Source organism: Paenibacillus lactis (assembly GCF_017873605.1).
Classification (GTDB): Bacteria; Bacillota; Bacilli; order Paenibacillales; family Paenibacillaceae; genus Paenibacillus_AQ; species Paenibacillus_AQ lactis.
The window spans coordinates 154717-177076 of record NZ_JAGGKI010000006.1 but is presented as its reverse complement, the minus strand read 5'-3'; the positions used below and the strand labels follow the sequence as shown (position 1 = coordinate 177076).

Below are 22360 nucleotides of genomic sequence, written 5' to 3'. Positions count from 1 at the left end.
CTTCACGAGCATTGTAGAGTAAACACGATACAATCCGGAAGTACGTACTTATAAGTGAGATACTAACTTGCAAGTAAGTAATAAAGCGGGACAAGGGTTTCAGGGCTTCATTTATTCTGCCTTGTCTTAACCACTCTCGGTATCTTTTTCTCATAAACGGATAAGACATGGGAAACCAATTGTTCGCTTGGCAGCGTGTTATCTCTCAAAAGCGCATAAATAAGGTTCAAGAATGTCTTTGCATCGTTCTCGGATAAATTTCGGATTGATTCCATAATATGATCATGTGAATAATGCTCTTCCTTCGACTCCATCTTTCTCCTCCCTAACCCAATATGACTTTAGTGCGCCTGCAAAATATGTAAAATACGTTGTCTCCATGACTCTATTACGAGATGGTTACACCCAAATTTTCGACTTCACTATCACAGACTCCTGCCGTTAGCTTAATGAAAAGGCAGCCAGATCATCAGACCTGCTGCCTCCACGTATTCATTCAACGATAGTTTTCTTAGCGCAATCTTATTAATGCAGCAAGATTACGTCTCTTGCGCAGTAAGCACGTGCTCAGGCGCTTTTTGCTTCATGATCGGCACCATGACCAGTGCACCAAGAAGGAATAATAATCCTGCTCCGCCATAGATCGTGCTCAGCGGAAAGGCGTCCTTTAACGCGCCGGCGAAAGACATGGATATGACCATCATGCCGACGAACATTGGATTTAGAACGCCGTTGACGCGGCCGACAATGGAAGCATGTGACCATTTGAGGATCATGGTGCTAATCCCGATATGAATGCAAGGGAACACAAGGCCATTCACAAATTGTACGGCCAGCGTGACCGGTACGCTCGTCGAATACCCGACAATGGCTGTGCAGACCGCTCCTGAAAGCATGCCCACAGCAAGAAGAAGCTGAGGCGGAACCTTCTTGGCAAAAACAGCGACGACCCCGCCGCCGATCAGCATGGCTCCGCCATTCACCATCAGCAGGTATTGCAGAAACTCCTCGCTGCGTCCCAGACGCTCCGTTACGATAAACAGATTGAGCGCTTGGGCTACACCAACAGCGAGTCCAGCGAGAATAAATGCGAGTCCGAGCATGCGCAGGACTTGGCTTTGCCAAACATAACGGAAGCCTTCGGCGAAATCTTTACGAAATTGCCCTTTTACAGCGGCCGTTTGCGGCTTCATATTATCCTCAGGCAGGCGGACAAGAACGAGTGCGGACAGCAGAAATACGACGCCCATTACAGCGATCGATGTTTCCAGGCCAAACGTGCTGTATACGAAGGTGCCAAGCATAGGGCCAAGCACCATAAAGATGGCCATCAGCGATTGGAATAGAGCCATCCCTTGCTGCAGCTGTTCCTCAGGCACATGATACTTAAACAACCGCATGCTTGAAGGCTGCGAGAACTGCGAAAGAATCGCCGAGATGAATGCGACCAGGTAGACGGATTGCCATGAACCGAAATGTATGGTCAGAAGCACTACGAATACGGATACCGCGGATAATAAATCGCACCAGATCATCGTTCGTTTGGGCCGCCAACGGTCGGCAAATGTACCGCCAATGAACGAAAACACAAAAATAGGCGCGAATTCCGCCACGCTAATTAAAGAAATGGCGTATGGATCATTATTCGTTCGATCCGCAATATACAAAAGAATGGCAAAATTACGTACCCAGATCCCGATCTGCAGGAGCACGCTTGATAATAAAATCGTCTGCAGGAACCGATTGTGAAGCAGGCTTGGTGCATGGGTGCTTCTTTCTTGCTTCAACCTTTTCAACCTCCAATTTGTCTATAAAGATGTGCATCTTGCGTCGTGCTACGGCTCTCCTTTCCATTCTTTAATTATAAGAACCTCAACATGGTTGACCTCCTACTAAAGACTGATATTTCGGAGTGCGTGAAAAAATTTTTCCCTGTAGATGGTCAGGGCGATGCTTCAAATCAGCCCTGGAGGAGTTACCGGGAATCGCTGCAATAATGAGTATTTGTTACCCGCTGGCTGATAAAATTGCAGCCATAAACAAAAAATGAACCAGACCCTCGGTCGGTTCATTTTTCATATTATTGTAAAAGAGTTTGCTTTTACTGCTCATGGCATTATCTTTATGGGTTTTCATAGTTTTTTAACGGCATTCCTACATACTCCCGGAAGCAGCGGGTCCGCTCTCCCTCGAATTCGAAGACGATAGCAAGCTCATTGCTAAAATGCCGCCCATTTAACGAACCTTCCGAGCGAAACACCACCATCCCGTTGTCATCATCCTCCAGCACGATGAGGGGAGTCAGCTGCATCTGAAATACGGAGCGCTCGAACCGGACTAATTCCTCGAACCGCCCTTTGCCCTCCTGCTTGTGATTCCATCCCTCTAACGGAAGTGGAACGAAGAAATGAAAATCCTCCGTAACCTGTTTAAGAAAATCGGCTGTATCCCCTGTTTCCAAAGCATGCCTAAAAGCATCAAACACTTCACTAGTGCGGGATTGGACAGAATCAAGAGATTTCTCCATGAACATATCCTCCTCATCAAGATTTATTAGCTGCTTACCTTTTATTCATCGCCTTTGTTTGATATAAAGAATAAGCAATAGGATACCTGCACTGCATGGCTTAACTCAACGCTAGAACCTTTAACTGGCTCGAGATCACGCCAAGGTGAAACGACTCGTGAATCAGAATGAAGTTTAACAACTCACCAGAGGTGTTGAATTGGAACGGTCCCATGGCAAACGGAGTTGAAAGTTTCTCGCCCAGCATTTCAGGTGTCAGCTCAGATAAGCGGGAAAGCTGAGCTGTTAACATCTCGACCATCGCTTCCTTTGACGGAGGATCGAACGTCCAATCCGAGGGCTTTGTTCCAGAGTTAAACAGCGTTTCATAAGAGTCCGGTATGACCGGCGGACTGTTAAAGATCAGGGCAGAATACTTATCCATCCAATACATCATATGGCCGACATTCCAACGAACCGTATTGTTGAAACCTGCGGGTTGAATATCGAAGAGTTCCTCCGGAATCGCCTGCACCTGCTGCACCAGCACTTGACGTGCAGTTGTGGCTGTGTTGATAATCATTTCAGACATGTTATTTTCCTCCTTTGTCATGAGAACCGCTTGATATGTCCCCATTGTATGACTCATGGAACTTACCATCAATGCAGTGGGCGTTACCGTAACGTTAAGTATCAGTTAACGATAACTCGTTGACACAAGAAGAAGTCGGAGCAACAATAGGCATTAAGCATGATACACATGCTATAGAAAGCAGGTGTGAAGGTGGAGTTAAAACAGCTTCAGTATTTCATGGCCATTTGTGAAGAGCTTCATTTCTCGAGAGCAGCCGAAAAAATGGGAGTCAGCGCACCCAATATCAGCCAGCAGATCAGGCGACTAGAAGAAGAATTAGGCGTTCTATTGTTCGACCGTGTGGGTAAAACAATTGTCCTTACAGATGCCGGTGCGATTCTTCGTGAGCATGGTGCCGCCGTGTTCAGACATTTGCAGCAAGCGGGCGATGCCATCGCAGATCTGAAGCAAATGCAAGGAGGCTCTCTATCCATCGGGGTATTGCCCGGTGACGCGGATCTGATGTTCAATGCCATGCTGCTCAACTTCCATCAGACCTATCCCACCATTTCGCTGTCCCTATTGGAAACCACAAAGGTAACGGAACAAGTGCTGGACCGAAGCATCGATGTGGGCGTAACCATTGGACCTGTTATCGATGAGCGGCTCACAACGATTCCTTTGTTCCATGAGGAGTTTTCATTGGCAGTAAGTATGCACGATCCCATTGCAACGGAAAGCTTTATCCCTTTGAGTAAGCTGCAAACCTTAAAAATGGTCATGTTCCCGCCAGATCATCAGTGCCGGAAGCTGATCGACCACTTTTGTATGGACAGCGGCTTTGCACTGCAGCCGCATATGGTGACGACAACATTATCTTCACTCCTTCAGATGGTACAGAGCGGAGTTGGCGCTTGTGTTCTGCCGAGACTTCTATTGGATAATCTTGACAATCCAGATATCAAGGTGGTGCACCTAAGGAACCCTACGCCTTCTCAGGACATTTGTCTGATCTACCGCAGCGACAGGTACGTCGGATACGCCATGCGCACGTTCATCAAGACTTTGAGAGCCTACATTGAGACAGCGATCCATCATGCGAAGTCTTCATAGTCAGGGTAATCCGTGAAAGAATCATCGGGATATGCAAGAACTTATGTCAGCACAACAAAAAAGTCGCGGGAATCCGCGACTTTGCGTTGGTGTGAGTTCTTGTCCACCCATCACTCGGACATACTTTGTTAACCCGTTCATTTTAAAAGAAATTCAATAAACATGTTAGCAGCATCACAACTAGAGGGCCGATCACGAAGAACCCTAGTAATAATGCAATGATCTTAAATGGCGCTGACATGCCATGGTTCATTTTTTAGCTCTCCTTCGTTAAACGCCTTATCATTTTCAGCCATAGGTTTATTTTACAATATGTGGGGCGTTAATGCTATAATTATACATTTGTAAACTAAGGTTACGTGTGATATAGGAAAGGCGCGCCCATCGAGGCAGCGCCTGATCATCCTTCCAATAACGCAAGCAACTGAAACGGTCTATCGATATGCGAGCTTTCGAACCAGCTATCAAGTCACCATTTCATACAAACTAGAGTCCATGCTCTCCACGAATGGCGACCAGTCCCCTGTTGTATAAAGCAAGAGCTGATGCATGGCCCGGGTACATGCCGTATACAAAAGCTTGCGATCGTTGTCCCGGCCGTAAGCATGCGGTGACGCCTCATATATCAGAACCGCATCGAACTCAACCCCCTTGGCGAGATACACGGGAATAACCATCGCACCTTTCTCAAAGGTTTCCGTTTCCTTCGTAATGAGCTGCAATGCTTCGCCTCCATGCTTCCGCAATGATTCGAAGGCTGAGCGGCTTTCGGCAGCCGTCTTCGTAATGACAGCAATAGATTCGAAGCCTTCGGCTTTAAGCGCTGCAATATCCTTTAATACACGTATGTCACGCATCTCTCCGTCTTCCACCTTCACAAGAAGCGGCTTCGGTCCGCTCCTTTCAAACGGGACGATTTCCGACGCGTCGGAGAGCAGCACCTTCGTAAATTCCACAATCTCCCGAGTTGAACGATAACTGCGCACTAGGCGGATCAAGCATGTTTCGGTTTCTCCATAGAGCCGGAACAGCGGTGACTCGGCATCCTGCAGATTCGTTGATTGCGTAAAAATCGCCTGCCCGAAATCACCAAGTACCGTCATGCGGGCACGCGGAAACAGTTTTTTGAGATACTCATATTGAAACGGTGAATAATCCTGCCCCTCATCAATGAAGACATGCCGAATCTCCGTGTTCGTGCGAACGCCTTCGATCAATTCTTTTAAATACAAATACGGAGTGGCATCCTCATAGAAAATTTCAAACTTCTCCAGCTTATCCTTGGTTTGCTTACAGATTTCAGACCATAGCACCGGGATATCGACCTCATTCGTCTTGTCCCGATAAGCAGCTTCATCGATAAATAGCTGGGTATACAGGCCGTGAACATCGATGAACGAAAATCTTTTGACATTTTTCCGGATCGGTTTGAAGCTTGCCTTTACGATCTTTTGGCGGAGTAAGTCCTCCTCCCGCTCGGCGAAGTCAAAGTCGCCTTCGTCTTCTCGGCGTTTGTTGCTTATTTTCTCGCGAACAACGGCGTAGTGCTCAGCAATGTCAAGCACTTCCCTTTCCTTATGCAGCTCACTGAATACTTCCGCATAGTGCTCGTTGTCGAGATAATGGAGCTCCTCCTCAACCCAGGAGGCCCCGAGCTCCTTGCGTTCCAGCAGTGAAAGCTCCTTCAGAATCCACTTCTGCAGGAGATCGACACGATTGGCCAAGCTCAAGGAAGTGTCGTATCCGTAAAATTGCGATCTCATTTGCTCGGCGGTGATCAGAACGCGATCCCGAAACCGAATGCCGTTGAACAGCATGCCCTCCCGCCCCAGCCACTGTGCATAATTCTGCAGGGCTTTCATGAAAGCCTCGGACGCCTTATACTTCATCCCCTGAAGGCGGGCCTCATCGTTTGGCGTTGATTGTGCGGTCAGCACATATTCGATCTGGCTGAAGGGATCCTCCACTTGGAAGGATGAACCGAGCCAATATTCGAGATATTCCTGGAAAGTCGTCTGCTGCATATTCTCCTCGCCAAGCTCGGGAAGGACGGAGGATACATAGCTGTTAAACATCTGGTTTGGTGAGAATAGAACGATCTGATCCGCCTTAAGCGAATCGCGGTTTTTGTACAGCAAGTACGCCACACGCTGTAAAGCCGCGGAGGTCTTCCCGCTTCCAGCTGCACCCTGCACAATAAGCAGCCGGCTGTGATCGTTCCGGATGATGGCATTTTGCTCCTTCTGGATGGTGGATACGATACTTTTCATTTGCGAGTCCGCGCCTTTGGCTAGCATCTGCTGAAGAAGCTCGTCGCCGATCGTCACGCTCGCGTCAAACATACGACGAAGCTGTCCATCCTGGATCTGGTATTGCCGTTTCAGCTCCATCGTACCCGTGATCCGCCCGACCGGAGTGTCGTAAGAGGCAGCGCCAGGGGAATGATCGTAGTAGAGACTTGCGATGGGGCTGCGCCAATCATATACCAGGAAGGTCAATCCATCTTCATCGACGAAGGAGGATACGCCGATATAAATCTGCTCGCTCCCGTTCAAGCCGTCCTCCAGAAAATCGACGCGTCCGAAATATGGAGAAGGCAGCATTCGATTGAAGCTCCTCCACTGCTGCAGCAGAAGCCGATGACGGCGCTCCCTCTCGGATAGTACCGCGGCCTGTTGTTTAATCGTATAAAAGGTTTCTTCAAATTCCTCGTCCGTACTCGTATTGACCGTAACCTCTTCCCAGAATCTCCTGCGAATCTCGGCTGCCTGATCGCTCAGACCGCTAACTTCCGGTTCCAACGCGTCGATCCTAGCCTTCAGCTTTTCCCTAACTTGATCCAGCCGTTCTTGTTCTAACCGCCATCCCTTAGCTTCCATCTCGCTTGAACACACTCCTTTTCATTCTGGTCTGAAAAAAGTGCATTGACAAATCAGAGGTCACTGATGTACAATTAAATTAGGAAAAGTAATTATAATATCAGATTAAACTTGATTTTCAATTGCGCTACTGATTATAACATAGCGCTTTTTCGCGTTCAATTATTATTTTGTCTTTTGCCCCCTTGGTGTTTTAGCCTAGCTTTTTTATTTTTCGTAAAATCGAACGTACTCGCTATAAACCGGGAATGAGCATACAGCGACTAAATTAATAAAAATAGGAGTGCGGCTAAGCGATTGCCGGCACTCCTATTTTCACGTTCCAGGGCAGGCCTCTTAAGTCCAGTACCCTGTTAATGACAAACCGTTCAAGGCATAATCCCACACTGCTATATCATTGGGCCGTTCGAGGGGAACCTGCAGCGTGCTGATGCCGCCTAGTTCCCAATCGATCTCCTGAATCGACTCCAAACCGGATACAGGCTGCATGAATAAAATGCTGCAGCTGGCCGGCGTCAACGAGGACAGGACGGCATGAAGCGCGACGGCCTCTTGTACCCCGATCTCTCCCCACCGGACGAACAAAACGGAGCGGCTGTGTTGGAGCACATACCAAAACCGTTGAATGCGTCGGGCAAGCTTTTCCTGATATGCATTATAGGCCGCCACCCAATCCTGGTTCGGAACGATCGGGAAATCATGGACCGATATGATATTATAGCGCGAATCGAGAATAAAATGGGCGCTAAGGTGCGTCCCTCCTTCCGGCACAGTGATCCCTTCCTCCAGATAGGCTGAAGTCCCCTCTATCTTCCGGAGCTGTCCAAGCTCCATAAAGCCTTCAAACCGACTCTTAATCAAATGCGTCACATCCGTTACTGCACTTGAGACCATCCAATCCAGCGGGAAGGAAAAACGCCGCAGCTGTTTGCGCTGCAAATAGATGGATGGCCCGCACCAACTGCCCAAGCTGATTATGACATCATATGCGCCTTTCAAGTCTCCCAGCTTCACATTCGTCACCACTTTCTTGTTAAGAACATCTGCTCTATTCTATGCATTGTGACAAGCAGCCGTATAGATGTTCGGGCAACGAGAAGCGATTACTGCCCTTGTTTTTCGATAGGGCAATCGTTTTCTGGTCCCATCGGTACCCTTTAGCGAATCCCCGCGCTTGTTGGATCGCTTCATATTCGGACTTGGCAAAGGACAAAAGGCTCGCTCTCCTTTGATTTATGTATGGTAACCTCCCTCCAAGTCATGTTCGTTTATATCAAAATTCACCTTCAGATGCTTTTCTTCCCCTGCTCCTTCGATGTCTAATCGACCTGGTCGCTTCGTCTGCTCAGCTCGCGGTTTCTCTGGGCCTCGACTACTTCAATGACTGCCGCCAGGAACGCCAGCGCCAATCCTTGTCCCCAGCCCTGTGCCCATTTCCGGTCAATGCCGAGATATCCTTCGATATCGTTCATGACCGCCGTACCACCGGACACGTTCAGGACCCGCCCGTTATCCGCAATATTGGCGAGCACGCCGTCCAAGGCTCTTCTCACATATTTCGCGTGCAGCGGATTGCCCTGCATTACCATGGCTGCTGCAATTCCTGCTGTAGCCGATACTTCGCCGTAAGCATCCGGGTAATCGAGTACGGTGCCCCATAGCCCGTCCTCATGCTGCAGCCGTTTAACGGCTGCCAATTGGTCGCGCAAGGAGCTCCATATATGCATCATCGGAGGATAAAGATACCCTTCCGGCAGCCCCCTTGCCGCACGGGACATCGTATAGGCTGCCCAGGCGTTGGCGCGCGCCCAATGGATGGCGGACATATGGTCCTTTTTGACGTGGTTGTATCCATGGTACCACAGCCCGGAATCCTCATCTTGCAGGTAATGAATATGCCGTTCGAATTGATGCAGCGCGTCGTCTATAAGCGTCTTCTTCTCAAGCATCACGCCGACCCGAAGCTCCAAATATGCTGCCATGAACAGGGTATCCGCCCAGCACTGCTCCGGAAAGTCATTGTTGGCCGACACCGTATGCTGAAGGACCCGGTCACCGAAGCGCAAAGCTTGATGCTCCAAATAATCAATTTTACTTAAAATGAGATCCAGATATTTTTGATCCTTTGTCTGATCATACAGGGTCAACAGCATATGCCCCATCGCGCAAGTGTTCACGGTCCATTCTTCCGGAATGCCCGCTTCGAGGTACTCCTCCACCCAATCGATCATCCGATCCAGGTAAGCGTGCTCGCCCGTGACCTCGAACAGCCGGCTAATCCCGTAGAATGCGACGCCGCCCGGCCAGTCCCACGTCAAATCCATCCCGAACGTATAGTCCGCAATGCGCTTCGCGGTTTCCTTCAAATCTTCTAAAGCAATATCTAGTTTCAGATTCATATTACCCTCCATATCATTCAGAGCCCCCGCTTGCGGCAGGAGCTCTGTGTATTGGTTGTACGATTGATTGTACCGTTCGAGGCAGCCGTACGAAATGTTCATACGGTCGCCGCTGCTAGCAGATTCACTAATTTAATTATAATCGGATCATTTCTTTCCTCCAACTTCGTATATCGCTAGATTTTCACGATTACCGGAATTGACCTGCATCAATCGCTTTTTGCTTCTCGTCCAAAATCTCCTGGTAGCCTGCGTCGAGGAATTTCTGCTTGGCCGCTTCGTATCTCGCATCGAACTGGTCGGCCGGCGCAAGGATAATATCAAGATACAGCTCCTGGAAGAGGTTGTTCAAATCCGCCTTATACTCGGTAACCTTTTCTAGAACTACGGTGAACAGCGGATCCGGCGTCTGGTATGGTTTGGTCTCGTTACGGTATTTAATCATGTCCTCGACAATCTGCTCGTAACCTGCAGGCGTCCAGTTATTTTTGTTCGCCTTAAGGGTAAGTTCTGGCGTCGCGAAGGATGGTGCTTCCGTAACAAGTGCCCAATAGTCCTTGTTATTGTTCTGAGATAGTACGGATTCTCCCTTGAAATCCGGATTTTTCACCGGAAGGCCATCGGAATCGAGCGTATAATTCTCGCCTTCCACCCCGTTCTGGAGGAACATCAGGTTCTCCGGTTGGCTCATCCACTCGAGATACATCCATACCGCCGTGCGCTCCTCAGCCGTCGATTCATGATTAATTCCCATGATCAGGCCGAACGGCCAGTCGGCGCGTCCTTGCGGCACATTCCCCTCCGGTACGCCCGAGCCTGGAGGAAGCACGGCAAATTCAGCATCCGGATTATTTTTCAGCGTAGCTTCAAACACATCGGTGTTGTTGGTAAGGTATAGACCATAGGTGCCTGTATTCCCCGCTACAAATTCGGCCTTGAGCTTGTTATCATCGTCGCGAAGATAGAACTCTTTGTCAATAAGTCCGTTATGGTATTGATAGCTAAGGTTACGCAGCCAGGCTTCGGAAGCCGGCGTCGTAAAGTCCGCAACAGACAAATCGGAGTAAAGCGCGTGCGTCTTCGGATCGATCGGCCAATCACGGAATGCGTAGCTATAGTTGAATACATTCCGCGTCAATCCGGCCCCCGCAACGCCGATCCCTGCTTCCTTCCATTTGACAAGCATTTCATTGTACTTCTCAAGCGAGGTCAAGTCCTCGACTTTCATGCCCACCTTCTCCACCCAGTCTTTACGAATGATGCTGACAAAGTTATTGAAATCAGGACGCGCAGCGAATACGAACGTATTTTTCCCATCAACTATCCCGTATTGCAGAATCGTCTCGCTCAAATTGCTCCAATACGTTGGAGCATAGTGTTCAATCTCTTTCCAGTCCAGCTCCTGCATAACACCTTCCCCGTAATATGCAAGCGCTTGCGGCATGTCGTAGTGGAAAATAATATCCGGCGCTTTGCCTGCAGCGAGCAGCTGCTGATAAGTTGTCACTTCGTTCGTACGGGCGATCGGCGTAAACTTGACCTCGATATTGTATTTGTCGCCGAATTCCTTCTGAATCCAGCGGGTGTAATAGTTGTCCGTGACGTTCCAGCCCTCGAACGCACGCTCATATACCGGGATTTCGAGCGTAACTCTCTCCGGAAAGCCTTGCGAGTAATCGGGATAGCTGCCTTCGGCGTTTTCGCTTGGAGTGGCACCTTCATTCGTTGGAGCTGGCTCCTTCTTACTATTGGTGCTGCTCCCCGTGCAGCCAGCTAGAAGCGCGGTAATCAAGATGAAAGCCATGAACAATGACATGATTTTCGGTTTGCTCATCGTATATCCCCTTTTCACCTTCAAATTATCGAAGCAACGGAATCGCAGACGTTATTCCTTAATAGCACCAAGCATGACTCCCTTTACAAAATACTTTTGAATGAACGGATAGACACAAATGATCGGCAAAGTCGCGAAAACGACACACGCTGCCTTGAGCACTTCAGGATTGCTGAGCGAGACCTGCGTCATCTCTAGCTGAAAGCTCTCGCTGGCCTGAACCACCAGGTAATATAGTTTCAGCTGCAGCGGCCGCAGATCGACATTATGCTTAATATAGAACAGCGCGTCCTGATAAGCGTTCCAGCGTCCGACCGCGTAGAATAGGGACAATGTCGCCAGAATCGGCTTGGAGAGCGGCAGCACGATGCTGAACAGAATCCGGAAATGCCCCGCCCCATCCATCCGGGCCGATTCTTCCAAGCTCGCCGGAATATTGCTGGAAATCGAAGTTCTTAAGATCAGCAGGTTGAACGCGCTAAAGGAGAGCGGCAATATGAGAGACCAGATCGAATCAAGCATCCCCAAGCTGTTGATCAGCATATATTCAGGAATGATGCCGCCTCCAAAGAACATCGTAAACATGAAGATGAAGGTGAAGAACGAACGGCCCTTCAGCTGTTTTCGGGATAGCGGGTAGGCTGCGCAAATGGTGACGATCATGCCGATCACGGTGAACAGCACCGTAATGATCACGGATATGTAAAGCGACCTCAGGATGCTCTGATCGGCAAACACTTTGCCGTAAGCATCCAGCGTGAAGCCCGCCGGCCAGAGAAACACCTTGTTAGCAATAACGTAAGCGTCCTCGCTTAAAGATTTGGCGACGACATGAACGAATGGCAGCAAGCAAGCCAGTGAGGCTGCAATGAGAAAGAGACGGATCAGAATATCCCATAGGTCCAGTTTCCTGATGCGGCGCACGGCATGGCTGCTGGCGGTTGTTTTCATCGCTTCCCTCCTTTCTATATCACGCCGTCTTCGCCTAATTTCTTGGCAACCCGATCCGCCAACAAAATGAGGACGAGCCCTACGACTGCCTGAAACAATCCGAGGGCGGTTGCTCGGCTGAAGTTGCCACCCTCGATCCCCCAGCGGTATACGAGAACGGGTATGGTCGTGGTGAACTCCGTGGTTGCTTTATTCGATAAGGCAAAGACCCGCTCGAAGGAACCAGCCATCACATGGCCCAGGTTCAAAATAAGCAAGGTCACGATCGTCACCCGGATCGAGGGCAGCGTGATGTTCCACATTTTCCGCCATCGGCCCGCACCATCCACGACCGCCGCTTCATATAGCTCGGGATTAATGCCGCTTATCGCAGCCAGGTAGATGATGGTTCCCCAGCCCATGCTCTGCCATACGCCAATGAAGATATAGCTGATTAGCCAATTGACGTTATCTTGAAGGAACGGAATTCGTGTCCCCCCCAAATTGGCGATCAGATTATTGATCATGCCGGTTCCTTCGCCCAGCAATTGATAGGCGATTGCCCCGATAATGACCCAGGACAGAAAGTGCGGTAAATAGAGCAGCGTCTGATTCACGCGCTTGAATAAAGCGTTCTTTACCTCGTTGAGCAATAATGCCAGGATGATTGGCATGGTAAAACTAAATATCAGATCCGACACGTTCAGCAACAGCGTGTTGCGAATGGCGCGACCGAAATCGGATTTGGCGAAAATGTCCTTGAACACTTCCAGCCCGACCCATTCACTGCCCCAAAATCCGTGGGCAATCTTATAATCCTTAAACGCAAGGATAAGACCGCTCATCGGCGCGTACTTAAAGACCAAGACAAACGCTAACGGGATGAGAAGCAGAAAATAGAGCTGCCAATTCCGACGAAGATAATAAAGGATTCCCTGTTTCTTTTCTAGGAAGGGATTTGAAGCGGTTTCAAATCCTGATGCAGTGTCTGGGACTTTCAAAATTTCACCTCCTCCATGGCTTGATCTCCTCCGTGCATTCCCCTTAATGGATGACCTCGAGGTTGGACATATCATATCGTCCCGATCATTCAAAGGTAAACGCCGAATATTGATACACTGCAGCCACTTTTGATTCAAATTCCATCTGATCCGCAATTCCTGAGAAACTAAGAATCATTTATGGCTGCTTGAATCAAATAGGGTGTGTTGTCCGTTCCGGCAGCTACATCAGTTAGCCTGTGGACCAAGCTTAAGGACCGTTTCTGCAGGTCACGAGGTTTTGGATCTGTGCAGCTTGTAGCTGCTCGGCGGCATCCCTTCGAATTTTCGGAACAGGCGATTGAAGCTTCGTACATTCATGTAACCTACCTCGGACGCAATTTGGGCAATCGACAGGTTACTGTCAAGAAGCAGCTCTTTGGCCTTCTCGATCCGCAGCAGGTTGAGATAGTCGGACAGGCTTTTGCCCGTTTGTTCGTAGACGATCTTTCGCATGTAAGAGTAGCTGATACCGATTTCCTTAGCCATCTCTTCAAACACCACTTCCTCACGATAGTGCTCATTCAAATAATGGATGATTCGCTCGGCATATTTGTGGGTCCCGCCCGGTGAGCGCGTAAGGTAGTGAACAATTTCGCTGTAAAATCCAATCAGATATTCTTCAAGCTCATCGAGTGTATCGAATGAAGCCAATGCAGCATAAATATTCCCCCTCCTGGAGAAAATCCGCGCGGTGCTGACGTTATTCTCTCTAAGGTGCTTAATGGTCACGCCAACCAATTGATGATAGATGAATAGGATATTATCGTAGGACACGTAATCGGCAGAACGGATTTCGACGCGTATGATTCTCAGCTCTTCAATGATGCTGTCCAGATTGCCTTGGTCAAGGAAGTTTAGAATTCGTCTTTCGCTGTTAGACGGATAGATATATTTTTTGTCCCGACCTTCCTCCTCCTTCCAATATGTGATTCCGCCGCTGCCGGCGATCATCCGCTGCTTGATCGCTTCCAGCGCCTCCGCCAGCCGATCCGAGACCAGCCGGATTGAATCTGCCGGACGGCTCACACCAATTGTGACTGAATGCTCCAGCAATTCAGCTGTATCGTCCTTCATCTTTTCTAAAGCGGCATGAATGCCGATTCTATGGTTGTCATCTTCGTCCTGTCCATAGTTGATCAGGATGGCGAAGTGCCCGTCGCCGTGATAGACGCAGCGCGCTTGAACGCCTTTGTGGAACAAGTGAGCACATTTCGAGATGAGCAAGTAGCGATGGTAGCTGCGCGTTTCGGGATTGTTCCGGCTTATATAATTCCGGTAACCGTCGATGGAAACGACGGCTACAAGAAAGTGCAAGTCCGGGAAAATTTCTTCCGCCTGAGACGTTACTTCCCCCCGCAGCAAACGATGGATGGCGTGGCTTTGGGCATCCTGCTCGCGGATACTCAGCAGCTGATACAACCCTTCCTCCTCTTCCTGCATCCGCCTGAATGCAGCCTCCAGAAAGACGAACTCATTCTTATTGCGGACCCCCGGATTGACGCGACCGCGAACGGTACGAACCAGTTCCCTGACCGGCTTGGACAACCAAGTGGCAATGAAAACGGTCAGGATGGATCCCGCGAAAATAATGACGATCGTAAGGAATATGATGCTTCGCTGCAAATTGTGGGGCTTGTTCATCAAATCATCGACTGAGTAGATGCTTACGTTTGTCCAACCGAATTCTTTCGTACGGGACCACGCATACAGTAATCGCTCGCCGTTAAGCTCACGGAACATATACCCTTCAGGCAATGCCTCCTGGGCGATATCGTGGATGAATGGTTCCTCATACGCGTTCTTGAGCAGCAAATTCTTGTCATGATGGGAGATGATTGTCCCGCTTGACTTCATGAGAAAATAACCTTGTTTCCCCGATTTCGTTGATTGCAGGTACTGCTGGATTTGACTCTCCTTCAAATTGACAACAATCGTTCCGCGAGTAGCGGTTGAAAGCCGATTTAAAGGCAATGCGAACGATAAGACATTCACGCCCGAATCAAGCTTGCGCGGATACCATACGCCGCGGATTCCTTTTTGCTCCATAAGCGCTTCGTTCAGCCAGTCGATCGGCTCGTATTTGTCCAAGCTTGTAATGCCTTTGTCCGTCGATATTACGTAATTCGCATCGTCAAGATAAAAGAAAGACGAATATACCCCGTCGACGCTCTGATTCAGATTCAACAATTCCTTGAGTACCGCCATTGCCTTGCTTACATTCATGTAATTCGTTTTGAGTTCAGCTAGAGACTTGAACGGACGGATTCGATCGAAGATGTCGGTGCCGCCAAGGCGTACCGTATTCTGGGATAGATTGCTCAGAGCATTCTCATTCAGCTCGCGATTGGCATTTAGTTCTGCAAGCGAGGTTTCGGCGAAGGCATGCTCCGAATTTTGCAGGATCTGGGAGCTGCTGTACCAGGTTAAGATGGCCATCGGTACGGCCATGATGCAGAATAGGATAAATGCCAATTGCATCATCATTGGAATTCGCTTCATTGGACCCCTCCATACCCTAAATTGATTGCATAAGAAAAAAACACTTATGTATGTATTAAGATAACTAAAGCGCTTTCATTTGTCTTCGCTTTTAGGTGTCTGTTTTGTTCAGATTTCGCATTATATGTTAAGTCAATGGGGACCAGCTCGTAAATCGCCATAACTGATCTTCATGATCAAAATCTGATCCTTTTGCGAAAATGGGATCAAATTTTGCCAAGATGATCAGTAATGTCGTGCGTCAATTATGTTCCCGTTGGATCATCACCTGACCAGATATAAAATAACATTTGTCATCCTTGTGCATGGTTAGCAGCGCAAGTCAGCTTGATACGGTTACGTTGATTACCGTCGATTGACTATGTAAGACACAGCACCAAACAACCGCCGTGCAGTGACGGCGGTTGTTTGGTGTTATGACGGACTACGATACGGCCTAACGTTGCGTTCGACAACTGACGATCACGAACAGAAAAATACATCATCTGCTCCTCTAAACGTTTGGATTTTTAGGCAGGCTGTCTTTTATTTTTGTTAGATAAAACCGATCTTATGCAGCATATTTCATGATTTACCAAGCAGCAGCACGCACTTGCCGAATCATGTGAACTATGATATTTTAGTTTCCAAGTAAACAAAATGGAGTGTGGACCGAAGCATGGATTATCCTGACCGTATCAAGACGTTAATTTATGAACAGCTGCTTCATTTTTCCCATTTGCATGAACAGAGAATGGAGCTGGAGCTTAAAGAAATCAAAAAGATGGTACAGCTTCAGCAGCTGAAAGACGTGCCTGGAAACTTATCGACCATTCATGTTCTGGATTGTATCGGCGATCATGAACCGATCAATCATTCCGCGATTGCCGAGAAATTAAAATTGTCAAAGGCCAGCATTACCAAGATTAGCAAAAAGCTGCTTGAGCTTGAGCTTATTCATCGGACCCAGCTCAATGATAATCGCAAAGAGGTGTACTTTCGTCTTACCCCCCAAGGGAAACAGCTGTTTGAAATGCATCGGTCTATGCACGAAGCGGAAGAGCAGCGATTTATGCGTTTTTTGGACCATTACTCCGACGATGAGCTGCATACGATTTTGAAGTTCTTTCAGGGAATGGCCCGGTACATAGACGAGAGATAAACAAATTTTTTTAATATTTTTGTTTACTAGTAAACAATTTTCCGAGGAGGAATTACATTGAATTATTCCCAAACGATAAGAGAACGCAGAACCATCCGGAGATTCAACCCAACCCCGGTTGACCCTGATATAATCGTATCCTTGCTGACTGATGCAGCCAAACTGTACGAGACCGAAGGTACACCGCGCTGGCGTTGCCTATACGCCGGCACGGCAGAGTCGCGTCAAAGGCTGGTTGAGAGCATGATCGCCAAAATGAAGGAAAGCAAATTCGGCAAGCTTATCCCTGCTAAAATGATCAATTATTTCATAAAACAGATAACGGATATTCCCTCGCACCTGATCTTCATCGCGGAATCCGCCTCCGATCAGCGACAGCGCGATGAAAATTACGCTGCCGTGTGCAGTATCATGGAAAATTTTCTCCTGCTTGGTTGGGAGCGCGGGTTGGGCGCGCTGTGGGACACGGATCCGATGCTTCAAAGCGAATCGTTTCTTGCGGAAATCGGTTTGCAAGAGGGGGAACGTTTTGCTGGAATTTTACACGTGGGATATTTCGATAAAGTGCCGAGAGCCCGAAGAAGAACGCCGGCGGAACAAAAATGGACCTTGATCGTCGGAGACGGACAGCCGAGTGAAGTGCAATCGAATAACGCCCGGATTTCAGAGCAAAGCATTCTGGAGGTTCTGAATGACGCCGTCTGGGCGCCTAATGACGGATTAAGGGAACCGTGGCGTTTTATCTATGTAACGGGCAGCGGAGCAGCCGGAAAGCTGCCTGTCTTGCAAGGGAATCCTTCGCCTGCCCTCCTCCTAGTCGTAGCCAAGGAAGAAGCAGATTCCCATAAGCAGGAGGAGGATTATGCAGCGGTATGCTGTTTGATCCAGAACTTTCAATTGCTGGCCAAATCCAAACCGTGGTACGCACGCCGAACGGTCCCGGAATGGATATATAACCAGGATCATTGCAAGCTATTCGGCATCCGTCCACTGGAGCGGATCGTAGCGGTGCTGGAGCTCGGGGAAGATGATCCATTCTCACAATCGGCACCGTCTGCTCCCCCATTGCTGAACCTCACGCATTTATGATGATATAGGAAAAAAGGACATTCGTTCCTTCAAACGAATGTCCTTACGACCCTTTTTAGAAAATACGGTGGATCCTGCTTGCAATATCAAACGAACAGCTCAACACCAAGGAAGAGCAGCAAGCTGCTGACACTTGTGTAGGCGCTTAGGAGGTGCTGTTTGGATTCCTTATTGAAGCGTCTTTCAACAACGGATCGGAATGCATGCAGAAAGACTAGCACAAGAATAAAGTCCTGATAAGCCTCCCATCTCCATTCCAGAACAAGCCTCGTGTAGAAGAGGGCGATTAAAGAAACCGCAACAATGATGAGCTCCCCCATGAGATGAAATCGGTTGATATGCTTATACAGCGGCCCATTTGAATTGTAGGTGACTTTCATTTTTTTTCTCATCCATAAGTAACCGATAACGACTACGATTGCATACAAAATGATACTAATCTGAAACATTCAACTGCCCCCTTTCTAAGATAACGGACAGTATCACTTTTGACTTAACGCTCAAGTTTTGTGTACAGCTGCTCGAATTTGGTAATAAAGGTGATCCCTTCCTATTAAAATACACTACTTTCTTGTTTGGATCAATGGATTTAAGGAAACGCCTTCTTAATTGATTAACACACCATGCTTGCAGGTTAACATAAGGAATCATCGGAGTGGCTGATATCTAATACTCGAGACCGCTCTGCTGCTCTTTATCTAACGGGTACTTCTTGGTAAACAAGGACTTGAGCTTCATGGGAAACAAAAAAAGCCGCGGATTCCGCGACTCCTCACTACGAAATTTTCAATGCATATAGCTGCGAGCTGATCTCATCAAGCTTCTCCTTAATCAAAATCGCCTCGGCATATCGGGCCGGAATGCCCGCATAACCGTAGTAGATGCCTGCCAACCCACCGGCGATCGCGCCGATCGTATCGGAATCACCGCCTAGATTTGCCGCCTTCTGCACGACTTCTGCATAATCCGACGTTTGGAGCAGGATGTGGAGCACCCACCGGAAGGTATGTACCACATACCCGCTTGTCGGACAATCCGGCCGTTCTTCAATGATGTCCTCGTATTCGCTTCCCGCCACTTCGGCCATGATCGCCGTTCTTAAGTGTTCTCCCTGCAGAAGGCGCTGAGCCATTCGGTTATACATGATGCAGGCTTCAGTACACCTTGGATCATAATGCGTCATGCGTGACTGCATAGCCGTCATTCGATCAATATCTGCCGGGTCCTTATACGCTAACGCCGCAGGCAGGCATCGCATGAGGGATCCGTTCCCGCCGCTTTGCCCCATATCCATGTGCGCCACAAACGCGGCTTCGAGCCAATCGCCCTCGTATTTTTGAAACACGTGTCGGATGATATTCCCTATGTCTTTAGGTCTCGATTGATACCATTCCATAAAGAAACGCCCGATTGCTTCCATTGGTTCAACAGGATTTTCGAGGATTCCTGCTGCCACGCACAGGGTCATCATCGTATCATCGGTCACTTCCCCAGGCTCCAGGTGCCATACCCCACCGCCAATGATCTCCGTCAAATAACCATGCTTCTCCTCGATCTCCCGTTCAGTCATAAACTCCGTCGTTCCGCCAAGCGCGTCGCCCACAGCCACCCCGTACAGCCCGCCCTTGATTCGGTCAAATATTATGTTATCCATTCAAGCACCTCACATTTACTGAAGTTCTTCGTCGAGAGCGTTCTTTGGGGATGTATAGGATTATAGCATATGTAGAAGCCTCTTAGAGCCTCAATAAGTCATCATAAGAAATTTTCGAGGTCGAGGTCATTAGCTCGAAGCTGCCCCTATCCAACATGTCCCGGCCGATGGACTGCAATAAGGATACCGCAGCTCGGAATGGCCCGGAGCCGGTACTGATTCGCTGGATGCCGAGCGCTTCAAGTTCATGCGCTGGAGGCAATTCGGGTACAGCCAATACATTAATCGGGCCGTTTATTTCTTGCCTGAGTGTCCGGATGTCAGAGACTGTTTTGATTCCGGGGACAAAAATACAATCTGCGCCTGCTTCCTGATAAGCATGCGCCCGTTTAATTGTTTCCTCGAGCTTAGTGAAAGGAGTCTCTAACTTGATCCAGTAGGGATCCGTTCGGGCATTGATAAAGACGGGAATGCCAATGCGTTTCCCAAGCTCACGGATGGCGGCGATTTTCTTTTGCTGATCAGGAATATCATACAGCGGCATTTGCGGATCCATGGTGCTGTCTTCCAGATTGATCCCTACCGCGCCGGCGTTGATTATCTGTTTGACCGTTTCAACAAGTTCCTCTGGGTTCTCTCCATAGCCGTCTTCGATATCCACGGTTACGGGAATGTCGACGGCTTGAACAATGCTGCGGACGGCATCCAGCATCGTGTCAAAGGGCATGCTGCGGTCCGCATAACCACGAGATGCCGCAATGCCAGCACTGGTCGTGCCGAGAGCTTGGAAGCCGCATTGCGCGAAAATTTTCGCGCTTACAGCATCCCATGCGTTAGGCAAAATAAAGAAGCTCGAGTGAAGCTTTCTGAAATTCATCGCCTTTTGAACTAGTTGTGTCCCTTCCATCTTACGCCCTCCCAACTCAATTTCTTCATATATGCAGCCCCGTTACATATTACACCAGGTATGATTCGATAATTATCGAATCATGGAATGCACATGCCCGCTCCGCTCCTGCACTCGTCTTAGAAATGAACAGAGCCGTTTCTCGGCAACAGCCGTTCCCAGACCCTACAAAATCCCTGTCGCCTATTCGAGTGATTTGCCAAGCGCGTCAAGCATTTCGTTCGTGCCATGCTCGCGTATCTCTGGCGTATCATGCCCGTCGAAAAACGCCCCTTGCTCGGTGAATACCAGCTTCGTGCCGCTCTCGGTTGGGAAGAGCTCGACAGTCGTGATTGAAACGGACATCCGAATATCGTCCGAATCCAGGGAGTAGCTATAAACGATCCGCTCCTCCGGCACAATTTCTTGATAGCAAGCGTCAAAGGTAAAGACGGGTCCCTCTGGCGGACCTCCGCTGCTGTATTCCCTCCCTCCGACACGAAATTCAAAAATTTCGGGCTTGGAGAACCACTTTGCCTTGGAATTCACATCGGACCAGGCTTGAAAGACCCTCGCAGGCGATGCGGCATAAGTTCGTTCCACTACAAAAGTGGCGTGTTTGACAAAACGTTCAGTCACGGTTATTCCTCCTTAGATTTTGATTCTTCTTCTCCCACGGCAAGAAAATCGCCAAGCATATCGAGACGCTGCTCCCACCTTGTCCGCCGCTCGATAACCAATGCCTCATGGCTTTTTTTCATCACTTGCAAGAGTTCGGTGAAATCTTCCACAGCTAATGGTGCATTTCCCTGTATCGACTTGGATACATGCTGAAGCTGTTCAAGGAGCATTTGCTGAAGCTTCATTTGCTCCTTAATTCGAGCCATCTGCAGGTTGATGATCTCCAGCGGGCTGATCTGCCCGTCGTTAAGGACGGACTTGATTTCCTCCAAAGATAAACCCAACTCCTTCAGCGATACAATCTGCTGCAAGCGGGAAAGGTCAGATTCGTTGTACAGCCTGTGACCTGACTCAGTCTGCGCGGATGGCGAGAACAAGCCGATTTGATCGTAAAATCGCAAAGTTCGCACGGTGAGCCCTGCGAGTTTGGCAAGGTCCCCTACTTTCCAATGTCGTCTCATCAGAAACTCCTTTGTTAGCGCTAACGGTTTACCGGTAGCTCTAGTATAAAAGATGACGTTACGTAAGGTGCAAGCCATAAATTGATTTTAGAGCAGGATTTGCTTGGAATGCATCCATATATCTGATAGAAATATTTAGGCAAGACATTTACCAAATATTCCTTTACAGGAATATTCCAAACGTGGTATATTCAGTTCAGTAAATAATTTCCTGGAAAAGGAGCTGAGCTGGATTGAATCAAGAAGTAACCTCTTTTATAGAAAATCTCGGTAAGCCGTGGCAAGTTGAGATTTCAAATCGACTACGCGAGTTGGTTCATGAAACCATTCCCTCGGTCGAAGAGCGTATCCAGTACAAAAAACCGCATTTTCTTAAGAATGGACATTACGCCGCGGTGATTTCCCCCTCGAAAGACGCAATTGCGTTCATGATTATGAATACGGCCGAGCTGGAAGTGCCGAAAGAATTTGAAGGTCCGCCTGAGCGAAAATGGTTGAAAATTCGTGAAGTCGATTCGCCGGACTATGGACTCTTAAGTCAATTGCTCGAAAAGGCATCCAGTTCGCTTTAATGTAATCGAGAAGGCGATTTGAGCATATTTATTTTTCATCGATTGGAACATGATGTGCAGGGAATGCTAATGGATTATCCTAATTTATCGATTACCTGT

At 48.5% G+C, this 22360-nt stretch carries 19 protein-coding genes; 4 read left to right on the top strand and 15 right to left on the bottom strand.

Annotated elements, in window-relative coordinates:
* Positions 1-539: 539 nt before the first annotated feature.
* From J2Z18_RS13700 to J2Z18_RS13690, 3 genes are all read right to left on the bottom strand, one after another.
* On the bottom strand, positions 540-1787 hold the full coding sequence (locus tag J2Z18_RS13700) for an MFS transporter (protein ID WP_007128195.1): 1248 nt from the start codon (positions 1785-1787) through the stop codon (positions 540-542).
* Between the two features lie 335 nt (positions 1788-2122).
* A complete protein-coding gene (locus tag J2Z18_RS13695) occupies positions 2123-2527 on the bottom strand; it encodes a nuclear transport factor 2 family protein (RefSeq protein ID WP_007128196.1) in 405 nt (134 codons plus the stop codon).
* A gap of 100 nt (positions 2528-2627) precedes the next feature.
* A complete protein-coding gene (locus J2Z18_RS13690; protein WP_007128197.1) occupies positions 2628-3098 on the bottom strand; it encodes a DinB family protein in 471 nt (156 codons plus the stop codon).
* A gap of 192 nt (positions 3099-3290) precedes the next feature.
* Here J2Z18_RS13690 and J2Z18_RS13685 point away from each other — a divergent pair, with 192 nt between their 5' ends.
* Entirely contained in the window at positions 3291-4193 is a 903-nt protein-coding gene (locus J2Z18_RS13685; RefSeq protein WP_007128198.1) for a LysR family transcriptional regulator, read from the top strand.
* Between the two features lie 464 nt (positions 4194-4657).
* Here J2Z18_RS13685 and helD read toward each other — a convergent pair whose 3' ends face one another.
* The 7 genes from helD to J2Z18_RS13650 form a co-directional block, all read right to left on the bottom strand.
* Positions 4658-7072, bottom strand: a complete 2415-nt coding sequence (gene helD / locus J2Z18_RS13680) for an RNA polymerase recycling motor HelD (protein ID WP_007128200.1) — start codon at positions 7070-7072, stop codon at positions 4658-4660.
* A 336-nt stretch (positions 7073-7408) separates the two neighbouring features.
* Positions 7409-8086: a DUF1796 family putative cysteine peptidase gene (locus J2Z18_RS13675; RefSeq protein ID WP_034273142.1), complete on the bottom strand. Its 678-nt coding sequence runs from the start codon at positions 8084-8086 to the stop codon at positions 7409-7411.
* Between the two features lie 305 nt (positions 8087-8391).
* Positions 8392-9471 carry a glycoside hydrolase family 88/105 protein gene (locus J2Z18_RS13670; protein ID WP_050954003.1) on the bottom strand — a complete coding sequence of 360 codons (1080 nt, stop codon included), beginning with the start codon at positions 9469-9471 and terminating at the stop codon, positions 8392-8394.
* A gap of 190 nt (positions 9472-9661) precedes the next feature.
* Complete coding sequence (locus tag J2Z18_RS13665; RefSeq protein WP_007128204.1) at positions 9662-11305, bottom strand: extracellular solute-binding protein; 1644 nt, start codon at positions 11303-11305, stop codon at positions 9662-9664.
* A gap of 51 nt (positions 11306-11356) precedes the next feature.
* Positions 11357-12256: a carbohydrate ABC transporter permease gene (locus tag J2Z18_RS13660; RefSeq protein ID WP_007128205.1), complete on the bottom strand. Its 900-nt coding sequence runs from the start codon at positions 12254-12256 to the stop codon at positions 11357-11359.
* A gap of 14 nt (positions 12257-12270) precedes the next feature.
* A complete protein-coding gene (locus J2Z18_RS13655; protein ID WP_007128206.1) occupies positions 12271-13236 on the bottom strand; it encodes an ABC transporter permease in 966 nt (321 codons plus the stop codon).
* A gap of 270 nt (positions 13237-13506) precedes the next feature.
* On the bottom strand, positions 13507-15777 hold the full coding sequence (locus J2Z18_RS13650; RefSeq protein WP_028405104.1) for a helix-turn-helix domain-containing protein: 2271 nt from the start codon (positions 15775-15777) through the stop codon (positions 13507-13509).
* A gap of 658 nt (positions 15778-16435) precedes the next feature.
* On the opposite strand from J2Z18_RS13650, the gene J2Z18_RS13645 reads away from it, so the two are divergent.
* Together J2Z18_RS13645 and J2Z18_RS13640 are read left to right on the top strand one after the other, a co-directional pair.
* Positions 16436-16918, top strand: a complete 483-nt coding sequence (locus tag J2Z18_RS13645) for a MarR family transcriptional regulator (RefSeq protein WP_007128208.1) — start codon at positions 16436-16438, stop codon at positions 16916-16918.
* 57 nt (positions 16919-16975) lie between these two features.
* The gene (locus J2Z18_RS13640) at positions 16976-18007 is read left to right on the top strand and encodes a nitroreductase family protein (RefSeq protein WP_007128209.1); all 1032 of its coding nucleotides are present in this window, start codon (positions 16976-16978) and stop codon (positions 18005-18007) included.
* Positions 18008-18093: 86 nt separating this feature from the next.
* Here J2Z18_RS13640 and J2Z18_RS13635 read toward each other — a convergent pair whose 3' ends face one another.
* The 5 genes from J2Z18_RS13635 to J2Z18_RS13615 all read right to left on the bottom strand — a co-directional run bounded on the left by J2Z18_RS13635 (position 18094) and on the right by J2Z18_RS13615 (position 21689).
* Positions 18094-18456 carry a DUF4181 domain-containing protein gene (locus tag J2Z18_RS13635; protein WP_007128210.1) on the bottom strand — a complete coding sequence of 121 codons (363 nt, stop codon included), beginning with the start codon at positions 18454-18456 and terminating at the stop codon, positions 18094-18096.
* Between the two features lie 326 nt (positions 18457-18782).
* Positions 18783-19661 carry an ADP-ribosylglycohydrolase family protein gene (locus J2Z18_RS13630; RefSeq protein ID WP_028405105.1) on the bottom strand — a complete coding sequence of 293 codons (879 nt, stop codon included), beginning with the start codon at positions 19659-19661 and terminating at the stop codon, positions 18783-18785.
* Positions 19662-19743: 82 nt separating this feature from the next.
* Positions 19744-20568 carry an isocitrate lyase/PEP mutase family protein gene (locus J2Z18_RS13625; RefSeq protein WP_034273146.1) on the bottom strand — a complete coding sequence of 275 codons (825 nt, stop codon included), beginning with the start codon at positions 20566-20568 and terminating at the stop codon, positions 19744-19746.
* A gap of 183 nt (positions 20569-20751) precedes the next feature.
* Complete coding sequence (locus J2Z18_RS13620; protein ID WP_007128213.1) at positions 20752-21186, bottom strand: SRPBCC family protein; 435 nt, start codon at positions 21184-21186, stop codon at positions 20752-20754.
* A gap of 2 nt (positions 21187-21188) precedes the next feature.
* Positions 21189-21689 carry a MerR family transcriptional regulator gene (locus tag J2Z18_RS13615; protein WP_007128214.1) on the bottom strand — a complete coding sequence of 167 codons (501 nt, stop codon included), beginning with the start codon at positions 21687-21689 and terminating at the stop codon, positions 21189-21191.
* 233 nt (positions 21690-21922) lie between these two features.
* Here J2Z18_RS13615 and J2Z18_RS13610 point away from each other — a divergent pair, with 233 nt between their 5' ends.
* Positions 21923-22261, top strand: a complete 339-nt coding sequence (locus J2Z18_RS13610) for a DUF1801 domain-containing protein (protein ID WP_007128215.1) — start codon at positions 21923-21925, stop codon at positions 22259-22261.
* The last annotated feature ends 99 nt before the right edge of the window (positions 22262-22360 follow it).